Origin of the sequence: Streptomyces sp. NPDC091209, from assembly GCF_044757755.1 — a bacterium.
Lineage (GTDB): Bacteria > Actinomycetota > Actinomycetes > Streptomycetales > Streptomycetaceae > Streptomyces.
Map to the genome: position 1 here is coordinate 387,540 of NZ_JBIVVR010000002.1, position 12,779 is coordinate 400,318.

The 12,779-nt window shown below is 70.5% G+C and carries 12 protein-coding genes; 5 read left to right on the forward strand and 7 right to left on the reverse strand.

Annotated features, from left to right (window positions below):
• Nucleotides 1–15: 15 nt before the first annotated feature.
• Nucleotides 16–426 carry a cupin domain-containing protein gene (locus ACIQRL_RS08710; protein ID WP_401328906.1) on the reverse strand — a complete coding sequence of 137 codons (411 nt, stop codon included), beginning with the start codon at nt 424–426 and terminating at the stop codon, nt 16–18.
• A 51-nt stretch (nt 427–477) separates the two neighbouring features.
• Between ACIQRL_RS08710 and ACIQRL_RS08715 the strand changes: the two genes are divergently transcribed.
• Complete coding sequence (locus ACIQRL_RS08715) at nt 478–1,533, forward strand: helix-turn-helix domain-containing protein (protein WP_401328908.1); 1,056 nt, start codon at nt 478–480, stop codon at nt 1,531–1,533.
• Nucleotides 1,530–2,024: an LURP-one-related/scramblase family protein gene (locus ACIQRL_RS08720; RefSeq protein WP_401328910.1), complete on the forward strand. Its 495-nt coding sequence runs from the start codon at nt 1,530–1,532 to the stop codon at nt 2,022–2,024. Before ACIQRL_RS08715 ends, ACIQRL_RS08720 begins: the two co-directional genes overlap by 4 nt.
• 118 nt (nt 2,025–2,142) lie before the next feature.
• Here ACIQRL_RS08720 and ACIQRL_RS08725 read toward each other — a convergent pair whose 3' ends face one another.
• Nucleotides 2,143–2,958, reverse strand: a complete 816-nt coding sequence (locus ACIQRL_RS08725; protein WP_401328913.1) for a carbon-nitrogen family hydrolase — start codon at nt 2,956–2,958, stop codon at nt 2,143–2,145.
• 154 nt (nt 2,959–3,112) lie between these two features.
• Between ACIQRL_RS08725 and ACIQRL_RS08730 the strand changes: the two genes are divergently transcribed.
• Entirely contained in the window at nt 3,113–3,937 is an 825-nt protein-coding gene (locus ACIQRL_RS08730; protein WP_401328915.1) for a maleylpyruvate isomerase family mycothiol-dependent enzyme, read from the forward strand.
• 691 nt (nt 3,938–4,628) lie between these two features.
• On the opposite strand, the gene ACIQRL_RS08735 is transcribed toward ACIQRL_RS08730, so the two are convergent.
• Complete coding sequence (locus tag ACIQRL_RS08735; protein ID WP_401328918.1) at nt 4,629–5,927, reverse strand: nitrate/nitrite transporter; 1,299 nt, start codon at nt 5,925–5,927, stop codon at nt 4,629–4,631.
• A complete protein-coding gene (locus tag ACIQRL_RS08740) occupies nt 5,924–6,598 on the reverse strand; it encodes a GntR family transcriptional regulator (protein ID WP_401328921.1) in 675 nt (224 codons plus the stop codon). Before ACIQRL_RS08740 ends, ACIQRL_RS08735 begins: the two co-directional genes overlap by 4 nt.
• A 202-nt stretch (nt 6,599–6,800) precedes the next feature.
• Between ACIQRL_RS08740 and ACIQRL_RS08745 the strand changes: the two genes are divergently transcribed.
• Nucleotides 6,801–7,697: a D-alanyl-D-alanine carboxypeptidase family protein gene (locus ACIQRL_RS08745; protein WP_401328924.1), complete on the forward strand. Its 897-nt coding sequence runs from the start codon at nt 6,801–6,803 to the stop codon at nt 7,695–7,697.
• A 211-nt stretch (nt 7,698–7,908) separates the two neighbouring features.
• Here the strand turns inward: ACIQRL_RS08745 and ACIQRL_RS08750 are convergent, their stop codons facing one another.
• From ACIQRL_RS08750 to pdhA, 3 genes are read right to left on the reverse strand one after another with little or no spacing between them, the layout of a single operon-like run.
• The gene (locus tag ACIQRL_RS08750; protein WP_401328927.1) at nt 7,909–9,387 is read right to left on the reverse strand and encodes a dihydrolipoamide acetyltransferase family protein; all 1,479 of its coding nucleotides are present in this window, start codon (nt 9,385–9,387) and stop codon (nt 7,909–7,911) included.
• A gap of 10 nt (nt 9,388–9,397) precedes the next feature.
• On the reverse strand, nt 9,398–10,378 hold the full coding sequence (locus ACIQRL_RS08755; protein ID WP_401328930.1) for an alpha-ketoacid dehydrogenase subunit beta: 981 nt from the start codon (nt 10,376–10,378) through the stop codon (nt 9,398–9,400).
• Between the two features lie 2 nt (nt 10,379–10,380).
• Nucleotides 10,381–11,610 carry a pyruvate dehydrogenase (acetyl-transferring) E1 component subunit alpha gene (pdhA, locus tag ACIQRL_RS08760; RefSeq protein WP_401328933.1) on the reverse strand — a complete coding sequence of 410 codons (1,230 nt, stop codon included), beginning with the start codon at nt 11,608–11,610 and terminating at the stop codon, nt 10,381–10,383.
• Nucleotides 11,611–12,023: 413 nt separating this feature from the next.
• On the opposite strand from pdhA, the gene ACIQRL_RS08765 reads away from it, so the two are divergent.
• Complete coding sequence (locus ACIQRL_RS08765) at nt 12,024–12,689, forward strand: response regulator (RefSeq protein WP_401328935.1); 666 nt, start codon at nt 12,024–12,026, stop codon at nt 12,687–12,689.
• Nucleotides 12,690–12,779: the final 90 nt, after the last annotated feature.

The following is a 12,779-nucleotide window of genomic DNA, read 5'->3' on the forward strand; positions in this document are numbered from 1 at the left end:
CCGAAGGCGTCGTCGTCAGTCCAGCGCGTGCCCCGTCGTGGCGTCCACGTGAGCGGGGATCTCGTCGTGGCGGTCGCCGACGGTGAGGGTGCCGGTGGGTTCGAAGAGGAGGATCGCCGCGCCGCCGGGGGCGGACGGCTTGTGCTCGGTTCCGCGCGGGACGGTGCAGACGGAACCCCTCGGGAGGACGACGGTCCGCTCGCCGCCCGGTTCCCGGAGCGCGATGGTCAGCTCGCCCTCCAGGACCAGGAAGAACTCGTCCGTGTGATCGTGCACGTGCCAGACGTGCTCGCCCTCGACCTTCGCGACGCGCACGTCGTAGTCGTTGACGGTGGTGACGATGCGGGGACTCCACAGGTCGGTGAAGGAGGCGAGGGCGGCGGAGAGGGAGACGGGGTCGCCGCGTCGGGCGGGTTCGCTGGTCATGCGCTCATCCTCGACACTCCACCGCGCACCCGCGAGTGCTAGAAATCGCGTATGCCGCAAGGATCCTCGCAGCCTCCGTCCGCTCGGGAGTTCCCTTCCGGGAGCGGACGGGGAGAACCGCCCGCGCGTCGTCCCCATCGCGTCGCCGTGATCGTCGACGAGGGGACGAACCCCTTCGAAGTCGGCGTCGCGACGGAGCTGTTCGGGCTTCCCCGGCCCGAGCTGGGCCGCCCGGAGCCGCTCTACGAACTGACCCTGTGCACCCCCACGCCCGGTGTCCGGATGAACCACGGGTTCTTCACCCTGAGCGGAGTACCCGGCCTCGACGCTGTGGACGACGCCGACACCCTCGTCGTCCCCGGCCGGCCCGACAACGTCGTACCGCGCCGGGCCGTCGTCCTGGACGCCGTCCGGCGAAGCCACGCGCGCGGGGCGCGGGTCGTGAGTTTCTGCACCGGGACGTTCGCGCTCGCCGAGGCGGGGCTGCTCGACGGGCGGCGGGCCACCACCCACTGGCGCTGGACAGACGTCTTCCGGGACCTGCATCCGAAGGTGCTGCTCGATCCGGACGTGCTCTTCGTGGACGAGGGTGACCTGCTCACGGCGGCGGGCAGCGCGGCCGCCCTCGATCTGGGCCTGCACCTCGTGCGGCGCGACCACGGCGCGGAGATCGCCAACGCGGTGTCGCGCCGGCTGGTCTTCGCCGCGCACCGCGACGGGGGCCAGCGCCAGTTCGTCCAGCGGCCGCTGCCCGACGTGCCCGACGAGTCGCTGGCACCCCTGCTGGCCTGGGCGCAGGAGCGGCTCGGTGAGCCACTGACGGTCGGCGACCTGGCGGCGCGCGCCGCCGTCAGTCCGGCGACGCTGCACCGCCGCTTCCGCGCCCAGCTCGGCACGACACCGCTGGCCTGGCTGACGGCGGAGCGGGTCGCCCTCGCCTGCCGGCTCATCGAGCGGGGCGAGGTCCGGCTCGGCGTGGTGGCGGACCGCAGCGGGCTCGGGACCGCCGCCAACCTGCGCGAGCGGGTGCGCCGGGCGACCGGACTCAGCCCGTCGGCCTACCGCCGGCGTTTCGGACCGCCCACCGGGGAACCGGTCATTGCATGAGATACCTCGTACGCGACCGGCTGCTCGGCTTCGGTGACGACTACTGGATCGAGGACGACCACGGGAACAAGGTCTTCCTCGTCGACGGCAAGGCCATGCGGCTGCGGGACACCTTCCAGCTGAAGGACACCCGCGGACGCGTCCTGATCGACATCCACCAGAAGATGTTCGCGCTGCGCGACACGATGATCATCGAGCGGGACGGCGACCCGCTCGCGACCATCAAGCGCAAGCGCCTGTCCCTCCTCCGCAATCACTATCGGGTGTCCCTGGTCGACGGCACCGAACTCGACGTCAGCGGCAAGATCCTCGACCGGGAGTTCGCCGTCGACTACGACAACGAACTCCTCGCCCAGATCTCCCGCCGCTGGCTCCACCTCCGCGACACCTACGGCGTCGACGTCGTACGGGAGGACGCCGACGCGGCGCTGCTGATCGCCGTGGCGGTGTGCGTGATCCACCTCGCGGAGAAGGAACGGGGGGACGACTGATCGCGGCCTCGGCCGAACGCGCCGGAGAGCGGGACCGCCGACGAACGGCAGCGCGGGCGGACGACGGCGCCCGCGAACGACAGTGCCGACGAACGGGAGCGCGGGCGAACGGCTCCCGTCAGCGGGCGGGGATGTCCAGGCCCAGCAGGCGGTCCTTCAGGGCCGGGAACTGGTCGCGTGTCGTCGCGACCTTCGCCGGGTCGAAGTCCACGGTGAGGATCTCCTCGTCCGAGCCCGCCTCGGCGAGGACCTCGCCCCACGGGTCGACCACGATCGAGTGACCGGCCTGCGGAACTCCCGCGTGCGTACCGGCCGTTCCACAGGCGAGGACGTACGCCTGGTTCTCGACGGCGCGCGCCTGCGCGAGCAGGGTCCAGTGGGAGCGGCGCCGCTCGGGCCAGCCGGCCGACAGGACGAAGGTCTGCGCCCCCGCGTCGACGAGCCCGCGGAAGAGCTCGGGGAACCGGAGGTCGTAGCAGGTGGCCAGGCCGAGGACGGTCTCCGGCAGCCGAACGGTCACCAGTTCCGTGCCCGCTCCCATCAGCACGGCCTCGCCCTCGTCGAAGCCGAAGCGGTGGATCTTGCGGTAGGCGGCGACGAGTTCGCCCGAGGGGGAGTAGACGAGGGAGGTGTTGTAGAGGGGGGCCTCGGACGCGGAGCCGGCCTCGGACGCGGCGCGTTCGGGGATCGAGCCCGCGTGGAGCCACACGCCGGCGTCGCTCGCCGCCTTGCTCATCGCCTCGTGGGTCGGCCCGTCGAGCGGTTCGGCCTGCGCCCCGAACTCCTCGTAGGCGAAGGCGCCGGTGGTCCACAGCTCGGGGAGCACGACGAGATCGACTCCGGCTTGATCCCGTACCAGATCAGCCACTCGGAGTCTGCGGGCGGCGACCGATTCGTGGTCGTTTACGTCGATCTGGAGGAGCGAGGCGCGCACACTACCACCGTCCTGGCATTCGAGCCGTCCATACGGGCCTACGATCGTCACACGAAAGCACTGCCGGGGTGCCTCACAGCAGCGTAACTTAGCGTCCCAAGACACCCGCTGCCTGTGCACTGCCCGCGTCCAACCGCCCGAGGGGTCCCGTTCCGTGAGTCTGCATCCGAGTCTTCAGTCCTACGCCGACGCCTGGGCCCACTCGATCGAAGCGATATCCGAGCTGGTGCAGCCGCTTGTGGAGGGCGAGTGGAACCGGCGGACTCCGTGTCCCGGCTGGTCGGTCCGCGACATCGTCTCGCATGTCATCGGCCTGGACTGCGAGATGCTCGGCGATCCCCGCCCGATCCACACACTTCCCCGCGATCTCTACCACGTGACGAACGAGCACCAGCGGTACATGGAGATGCAGGTCGACGTGCGCCGCCACCACACGGCGCCGGAGATGACCTCCGAGCTGGAGTACACGGTCATCCGGCGCAACCGGCAGCTGCGGAACGAGTCGCGGCAGCCCGACGCCAAGGTGCGCGGTCCTCTCGGCACCGAGGTCACCCTCGAACAGGCGATGCGCAATCGCGCGTTCGACGTCTGGGTGCACGAGCAGGACCTGCGGTACACGCTGGGCCGGCCGGGGAACCTCGACTCCCCCGGTTCGCAGATCGTGCGCGACGAGCTGCTGTCCGCGCTGCCGAAGGTCGTCGCCAAGGAAGCGGGGGCGCCGGCGAACTCCGCGGTCGTCTTCGACGTGCACGGTCCCGTCGAGTTCCTCCGTACCGTCCGTATCGACGCCGACGGTCGCGGATCGATAGACGGTTCGCCCTCCCTCGGTCCCGCGGCGAGCCTCGCCCTCGACTGGGAGACCTTCGTCCGGCTCGCCTGTGGCCGCGTCCACGCCGACGCCGTGTCCGACCGCGTCAAGACCGAGGGCGACCCGGAACTGACCGCCGCGATCCTGCGCAACTTCACCGTCACGCCGTAACGGGGCCGGGCGGGGCGGTCCACGCCCCTCCACCTCGCTCCACCGTTCCCGTGTCCGGGAACGTTTCCGGTGTCCGGAAGCGCTTCCGGTGCCCCGGGGGCCTTCCAGAATCCGGGACCGTACCCATATCCGGGGACCTTCGGCGTACGGGGCCCGTCCTGTGCGCGGCCCCGTCCCACATGGCCCGGTCCTCTCCCGTGTCCGGGTCCCCTCCCGTGTCCGGGGACCTTCCGTGTACGGGGCCCGTCCTGAGCGCGGCCCCGTCCCGCATAGCCCGGTCCTCTCCCGTCTCCGGGTCCCCTCCCGTGTCCGGGGCCCGTCCTGTGCGCGGCCCCGTCCCACATGGCCCGGTCCTCTCCCGTGTCCGGGTCCCCTCCCGTGTCCGGGTCCCCTCCCGTGTCCGGGTCCCCTCCCGTGTCCGGGTCCGTCCCGAATTCGGAGCCGTCCCGAATCCGGGGCGCCGTACCGGGACCTCCCGCGTCACGCCGACCTGCTCGTCCGCGCTCTCCGGACGGACCCGGGCCCTCCGGCGCGCCCGGACGGCAGGGGTGGGTTCGGCCCCTCCGGCGTTCGGGGCGCGCGGGCTCCGTACGGACGGCGAACACCCAGGTCGGGACAACCGGCGGCGGGCGGTCGTAGCGGGCGGCATGCCCGGCAGCGGTCACGTGACAGCGGGCGGCATGCCCGGCCGTCACGCCGGTACGTGCACCGTCTCCACCCGGCTGGCCACCAGCCGCTCCCGCTCCCGGCGGGCCGCCTGCTTCCGCAGCCGGAAGATCTGGCTCAGCCCGGCCGCCTGCAGCACGAACACGGCGGCGAAGGCGATCCGGTAGTTGTCGTCGGTGGCGTCGAGCAGGACACCGATGGCCAGCAACGTCGTCATCGAGGCGACGAAACCACCCATGTTGGTGATTCCCGACGCGGTCCCCTGACGCTCCGGCGGATTCGCCGGCCGCGCGAAGTCGAAGCCGAGCATCGAGGCAGGACCGCAGGCGCCGAGCACACTGCACAGCACGACCAGCACCCACATCGGCGCGTGCTCGCCGGGGTACACCAGCACCCCCGCCCACACGACGGCCGTCGCCGCGACCGTGCCCAGTGCCAGCGGCAGCCGCGCGGTGTGGTGCCGGGCGACGATCTGCCCGTACACCAGCCCGACGACCATGTTGGACAGGACGACGAGCGTCAGCAGTTCTCCGGCCGTGGCCCGCGAGAGGCCCTGCGCCTGGACCAGGAACGGCATCCCCCACAGCAACAGGAACACCATCGCCGGGAACTGCGTGGTGAAGTGCACCCACAGACCGAGCCGGGTGCCGGGTTCGCGCCAGGACGCGACGATCTGCCGGCGGACGTACGCGGCACCCCGGTGCGGGAACGGCTCCGGCTCGTGACCCTCGGGATGGTCCTTCAGGAACAGCAGCAGGAGGACGAGGACGAGCACACCGGCGGCGGCGCTGCCGGCGAACGCGGCCGTCCAGCCCAGCCCGTGCAGCAGCCGGGCGATCACGAGCGTCGAGACGAGGTTGCCGGCCATGCCGACCAGACCCGCGAACTGCGCGACGAGCGGTCCGCGCCGGGCGGGGAACCACCGCGTGCCGAGCCGCAGCACGCTGATGAACGTCATCGCGTCACCGCAGCCCAGCAGGGCGCGCGAGGCGAGCGCCATGCCGTACGACGAGGAGAACGCGAAGCCGAGCTGCCCCGCCGTGAACAGCACCACGCCGATGGTCAGCACCTTCTTGGTGCCGAGCCGGTCGACCAGCAGCCCGACCGGTATCTGCATGCCCGCGTACACGAGGAGCTGGAGGATGGAGAAGGTGGACAGGGCGGAGGCGCCCACGTGGAAACGGTCCGCGGCGTCGAGTCCGGCCACCCCCAGTGACGTACGGAAGATGACCGCGACGAAGTAGACCGAGACGCCGATGCCCCAGACGGCGATCGCGCGCCGGCCGCCGGGCGGATCGCCGGGCAGCGTGGCCGCGGAGCTCATCGGACCTCGCCCCGCGCCAGGTTGGAGAACCAGCTCACGTGTCCGTGGATGAGGCCGACGACCGCGTCGGCGTCGCCTGCGCGCAGCGCCCGGAGGATCTGCTCGTGCTCGACGAGCGTCTTGGTGATCCGGTCGGGGTGCGCGTGCATGACGGCGACTCCCATCCTCAACTGCCGGTCGCGGAGCTGGTCGTAGAGCCGGGAGAGGATCTCGTTGCCGCCGCTGCGGACGATCTCGGCGTGGAAGCAGCGGTCGGTGACGGCGGCGGCGGCCAGGTCCCCGGCGGCGGCCTGCTCCTTCTGCCGGGCGAGCAGTTCCTCCAGGCGGGCCAAGAGCTGCGGCGACGCCGGTACGGCCTTGCGCGCGGCGTGCTCCTCGACGAGTTGGCGGGTCTCGACCACGTCCGCGATCTCCTGGGCGGAGACCGGCAGGACGAGCGCGCCCTTCTTCGGGTAGAGCCTGATCAGTCCCTCGGCTTCGAGGCGGAGCAGCGCCTCACGGACCGGGGTGCGCGAAACACCGACGGCTTCGGCGAGTTCGCCCTCGGTCAGCAGGGCTCCGCCCTCGTAACGGCGCTCCAGGACACCCTGTTTGACGTGTGCGTAGACGCGGTCGGCCGCGGGCGGCTGCTTCATGGGAGGCCGTGTCGGCGCGGGTGGGGCTGAAGGCATGCGCACATCATAGATACAACACGTACGCATCCCCGGAGGCATTTCAGCATGCGGACCCCAACTGCCCCTGGCTGTAACTCAGGTCACATGAATCCCACCCGTTTGCCATACATCCCTTTGCGCGCCCCGCGAGTCCGAACGTGAGACGGCACTGCCATGTGCCGCTCTCTCAGGGGCATTTCGCGCATACGGAGCGTTTATTTTGATTACCGGCATTAAGGGCACGCGTTTCCGCAGGGCCGCCGCTGTGACCCTCACGACCGGCGCCGTGCTGGCGGCCGGAGCCTTCGGCGCCGCGCCCGCGGGCGCGGTCGCCACGCCCACGATCGTCGCCAAGGGCGGCTACGTCATGAACGACGGCACCGCCACGACCCTCTACACGAAGGCGGCGGACACCCCGCTGTCCACCGGCTCCACCACGAAGATCATGACGGCCAAGGTGGTTCTGGCCCAGCCGAACCTGAACCTGGACGCCAAGGTCACGATCCTGAAGACGTACAGCGACTACGTGGTCGCCAAGAACGCCTCGCAGGCCCACCTGATCGTCGGTGACAAGGTCACCGTCCGTCAGCTCCTCTACGGTCTGATGCTGCCGTCGGGCTGCGACGCCGCCTACGCGCTCGCCGACAAGTTCGGCACGGGCACGAGCACCGCCGCCCGCGTGAAGTCGTTCATCGGCAAGATGAACGCGGCCGCGACGAGCCTGCACCTGGCGCACACGCACTTCGACTCGTTCGACGGCATCGGCAACGGCAACAACTGGTCGACACCGCGCGACCTGACGAAGATCGCCAGCAGCGCCATGAAGAACTCCACGTTCAGGACCGTCGTCAAGACGAAGTCGTACACGGCGAAGACGGTGACGAAGGTCAACACCACGCGCACCATGGCGCCGTGGGTCAACACCAACGGACTGCTCAGCAGCTACAGCGGCGCCATCGGCGTGAAGACCGGCTCCGGCCCCGAGGCCCACTACTGCCTCGTCTTCGCCGCCACCCGCAACGGCAAGACGGTCATCGGGACGGTCCTCGCCTCGACGTCCATCCCGGCCCGCGAGTCGGACGCCACCAAGCTGATGAACTACAGCTTCGCCAAGTAAGGCACGCGGACAGCGAGAAGCGCACGGACAAAGAGCGAAAAGAGGGGCCTGCCGGACTGTGCGCGGCGGGCCCCTCTCGTGTCGCGGGCCGGCCGGAAACCGGCTCGGCCATGCCGAGGGCGCCTCTTCCCCTACGGGAGGAGGCGCCCTCGGCGGTTACGGAATCACTTCCGGGCGGCCGGCGGGACCCACGTCCTGCCGGCCGGTCGGCTCACGCCCAGGTGATCAGCCGCTTGGGCTGCTCCAGGACGGCCGCGGTGTCGGCGAGCACCCGGGAGCCGAGCTCGCCGTCGACCAGGCGGTGGTCGAAGGACAACGCCAGCGTGGTGACCTGACGGGGCTTGACCTTGCCCTTGTGGACCCAGGGCTGGAGCTTGATCGCGCCCACCGCGAGGATCGCGGACTCGCCGGGGTTGAGGATCGGCGTGCCCGTGTCGACGCCGAAGACGCCGACGTTGGTGATCGTCACCGTGCCGCCCTGCATCGCGGCCGGTGAGGTCTTGCCCTCACGGGCCGTGGCCACCAACTCGCCCAGCGACTCGGCCAGTTGCGGCAGGGTCTTGGTGTGGGCGTCCTTGATGTTCGGCACGATCAGACCGCGGGGGGTGGCGGCGGCGATGCCCAGATTCACATAGTGCTTCTGGACGATCTCCTGGTTGGCCTCGTCCCAGGACGCGTTGACGCCGGGGTTGCGCTTGATCGCGACCAGCAGGGCCTTCGCGACGAGCAGCAGCGGATTGACCCGCAGCCCCTGCATGTCCTTGTCCTGCTTGAGCTCCTCGACCAGCCGCATCGTGCGCGTCACGTCGAGCGTCACGAACTCGGTGACGTGCGGCGCGGTGAACGCCGAGCCCACCATCGCGGTGGCGATCGCCTTGCGGACACCCTTGACCGGGATCCGGGTCTCCCGCGCGCCGTCGTAGGACGCGGCCGGGGCCGGAACCTGCGGCTGGACGGGAGCCGGGGCCTGCGGAGCCGGGGCCGGGGCGGCGACCGGAGCGGGAGCGGGTGCCTGCGCCGGGGCTGCCGCCGCGTGCACGTCCTCCCGCGTGATGATGCCGTCCGGGCCCGACGGGGTGACCGTCGCCAGGTCGACCCCGAGGTCCTTGGCGAGCTTGCGGACGGGCGGCTTGGCGAGCGGCCGCTGCTGGGTCGCGGGCCCGTGGCCGTTGAGCTCGCCCTGGATGGCGGTGGCCGCGTAGAGCGTCTCGCTCCCCTGGGCCGGGGTCTCGGCTCCCTTGCGGGGGCGCCGCTTGGTGGAGGACTCCGCCACGCCGTACCCGACGAGGACCGGCGTGCGGCCCTCGGGCTTGGCCTCCTCCGCGGGGGCCGCCTCCGCCGCCGGAGCGGCGGCAGCAGCGGGAACGGCAGGAACGGCGGGTGCCTGCCCGACGGCCGGGGCCGCCTGCGCGGGCGCCGTGCCACCGGACACGTCCACCGCGATGATCACCTGGCCGACGTCCACCGTCGTGCCCTCGGGGAAGTGGAGCGCGGCCACCACACCGGTGAACGGGATCGGCAGTTCGACCGCGGCCTTGGCGGTCTCGACCTCGCAGACCACCTGCCCGTCGGTGACCGTGTCACCGGGCTGGACGTACCACTTGAGGATCTCCGCCTCGGTGAGTCCCTCGCCCACGTCGGGCATCTTGAACTCGCGGAGTCCCGACGCGTTCTCAGTCATCGTCGTCACGACTCTCTCCTCAGTACGCCAGCGAGCGGTCGACGGCGTCGAGCACGCGGTCCAGGCCCGGAAGGTACTCGTCCTCCAGGCGGGCCGGCGGATACGGGGCGTGATAGCCGCCGACCCGCAGGACGGGCGCCTCCAGGTGGTAGAAGCACCGCTCGGTGATACGGGCCGCGATCTCCGCGCCCGTCCCGAGGAACACCGGGGCCTCGTGCACCACGACCAGGCGGCGGGTCTTCTCGACCGAGGCCTGGATGGAGTCGAAGTCGATCGGCGACATCGAGCGCAGGTCCAGGACCTCGATCGACTTGCCCTCCTCCTGGGCGGCCGCGGCGGCCTCCAGGCAGACCTTCACCATCGGGCCGTACGCGACCAGGGTGAGGTCGGCGCCCTCGCGGGCCACCCGCGCCTTGTGCAGCGGACCGGGGATGGCGTCCTTGTTGACCTCGGCCTTGTCCCAGTAGCGCCGCTTCGGCTCGAAGAAGATCACCGGGTCGTCGCTCTGGATGGCCTGCTGCATCATCCAGTAGGCGTCGCCGGCGTTCGAGGGGGAGACCACCTTCAGGCCCGCCACGTGCGCGAAGAGCGCCTCGGGGGACTCCGAGTGGTGCTCGACGGCGCCGATGCCGCCGCCGTACGGGATGCGGATGACGACGGGGAGCTTGATCTTGCCCAGCGCCCGCGCGTGCATCTTCGCGAGCTGGGTGACGATCTGGTCGTACGCAGGGAAGACGAACCCGTCGAACTGGATCTCCACGACCGGGCGGTAGCCGCGCAGGGCCAGGCCGATCGCGGTGCCGACGATGCCCGACTCGGCGAGCGGGGTGTCGATGACCCGCTCCTCGCCGAAGTCCTTCTGGAGCCCGTCGGTGACCCGGAAGACACCGCCGAGCTTGCCGACGTCCTCGCCCATGATGAGGACCTTGGGGTCGGCGTCGAGGGCCGTGCGCAGCGATTCGTTGATCGCCTTGGCCAGCGCCATCTTTTCGGTCGCCATGGCTACTTGCCCTCCCCTGCGTCCGCGAACGACGCCTGGTAGGCGGCGAACTGGGCGCGCTCCTCGTCGACGAGCGCGTGCCCGTCCGCGTACACGTTCTCGAAGATGGCGAACTTGTCCGGGTCAGGCATGGCCCGTACGACTTCGCGCACCCGCTTGCCCAACGCTTCGCTCTCGGTCTCGAGTTCCGCGAAGAACGCCTCGTCGGCGTGGCCCGCGGCCTCCAGGTAGGCGCGCAGGCGCAGGATCGGGTCCTTCGCCTCCCACGCCTCGCGCTCCTCGTCGGCCCGGTACTTCGTCGGGTCGTCGGAGGTGGTGTGCGCGCCCATGCGGTAGGTGTACGCCTCCACCAGGGTGGGGCCCTCGCCGTTGCGGGCCCGCTCCAGCGCCCAGCGGGTCACCGCGAGGCTGGCGAGGACGTCGTTGCCGTCCACGCGCACGCCGGGGAAGCCGAAGCCCTGCGCGCGCTGGTACAGCGGCACGCGCATCTGGCGCTCGGTCGGCTCGGAGATCGCCCACTGGTTGTTCTGGCAGAAGAACACCACGGGAGCGTTGTAGACCGCCCCGAAGTTGAAGGCTTCGAGGACGTCGCCCTGGCTGGAGGCGCCGTCACCGAAGTACGCGATCACGGCCGAGTCGGCGCCGTCCTTGGCGATGCCCATGGCATAGCCGGTGGCGTGCAGCGTCTGCGAGCCGATGACGATCGTGTACAGGTGGAAGTTGTTGCCGTTCGGGTCCCAGCCGCCGTTGTTCACACCCCGGAACATGCCGAGCAGGTTGGTCGGGTCGACCCCGCGGCACCAGGCGACGCCGTGCTCGCGGTAGGTCGGGAAGACGTAGTCGTCGTCGCGGGTGGCCCGGCCCGAACCGATCTGGGCGGCCTCCTGGCCGAGCATCGAGGCCCACAGGCCCAGCTCGCCCTGGCGCTGCAGGGAGGTGGCCTCCGCGTCGAAGCGGCGGCTCAGGACCATGTCCCGGTACAGGCCCCGCAGCTCCTCGGGGGTGATGTCGGCGACGTACGGGTCGTACGTGGCGTCCTTGACCCGCTTGCCTTCCGGGGTCAGCAGCTGAACGAGCTCCGGCTCGCCGCCCGTCGCGCCCGGCGACTTCTTGGCGGCCGCGCCTGCGCTCCTGCTCGCGGCGCTCTTGGTACCGGTCGTACTGGCGCTCGCAGCGCTCTTCGTACCGGCGCTGCGTCGCGGCTTGCGCGCGGCAGTGCTCTCCACGGTCACGTGTGCTCCTCCGTCGGTCCGGCCCCCGGGGTTGCCGGAAGGCTGGGGTCCCCCTCGCTCGCGGTTTGAGCTCGGGGGAGCGGCTCGCCTGTTCCGGCACCCGTGCACGGGGTGGGTGCCACTCGGCCGGGAACAGACGTGACAGGTGCCCCGGCGAGCGCCCTGCAACAGTCACGTTACCCAGTGCTTCACAATTCTGTGAAACCCCTCCTGACCTGCGATTTTGCTAGGAAATCCAAGTACTTGGATACGTGGATTTCCTACTAGATCGAGCAGATCGGGAACAGTCGCTGGTCACAGCACTGGTTACAGCCTTGCAGGGGGCCGGAACACCGGCACGTTATCCCGGCCACCCCGGACTCGGGAAGAGTTCACCTGGGGCAATGCCCATGATCGTGTGTGAGACTGACAGCGTGCGTGAAATCGGGAAAATCACCGTATTCCTCCTCGATGACCACGAAGTGGTCCGCCGCGGGGTCCACGAACTGCTCTCGGTCGAGGACGACATCGAAGTGGTGGGTGAGGCCGGTACGGCGGCCGACGCACTGGTCCGGATCCCGGCCACCCGCCCGGACGTGGCCGTCCTGGACGTGCGCCTCCCGGACGGCAGCGGCGTGGAGGTCTGCCGCGAGATCCTCTCCGCGAACGAGGACATCAAATGCCTGATGCTGACCTCGTACGCCGACGACGAGGCCCTGTTCGACGCGATCATGGCGGGCGCGTCGGGCTATGTCCTCAAGGCCATCCGCGGCAATGAGCTGCTCGCGGCCGTACGGGATGTCGCGGCCGGAAAATCCCTGCTCGACCCGGCGGCCACCGCGCGTGTCCTGGAGCGGCTGCGGGACGGCGGCGGCACCAGGGGCGACGACCGGCTCGCCCGCCTCACCGACCAGGAACGCAAGATCCTCGACCTGATCGGAGAAGGGCTCACCAATCGTCTGATCGGAGAGCGATTGCACCTCGCCGAGAAAACGATCAAGAATTATGTGTCGAGCCTGCTCTCCAAACTGGGAATGCAGCGCCGGTCGCAAGCGGCGGCCTATGTGGCGCGCATACAGGCGGAACAGCAGCACCACTGAACAATGCGGCGCCGGTGAACGATGCGGCGCCGGACGCCCGGACAGCGCCGCGCGCGGGGAGCCCGTCGTGGGCTCCCCGCGCGCGGAGAG

Excerpts from the sequence above, each read along its gene's own strand:
- ACIQRL_RS08710 (WP_401328906.1), bottom strand. The coding sequence starts at position 426 with ATGACCAGCGAACCCGCCCGACGCGGCGACCCCGTCTCCCTCTCCGCC.
- ACIQRL_RS08715 (WP_401328908.1), top strand. The coding sequence starts at position 478 with ATGCCGCAAGGATCCTCGCAGCCTCCGTCCGCTCGGGAGTTCCCTTCC.
- ACIQRL_RS08720 (WP_401328910.1), top strand. The coding sequence starts at position 1,530 with ATGAGATACCTCGTACGCGACCGGCTGCTCGGCTTCGGTGACGACTAC.
- ACIQRL_RS08735 (WP_401328918.1), bottom strand. The coding sequence starts at position 5,927 with ATGAGCTCCGCGGCCACGCTGCCCGGCGATCCGCCCGGCGGCCGGCGC.
- ACIQRL_RS08740 (WP_401328921.1), bottom strand. The coding sequence starts at position 6,598 with ATGCCTTCAGCCCCACCCGCGCCGACACGGCCTCCCATGAAGCAGCCG.
- ACIQRL_RS08755 (WP_401328930.1), bottom strand. The coding sequence starts at position 10,378 with ATGGCGACCGAAAAGATGGCGCTGGCCAAGGCGATCAACGAATCGCTG.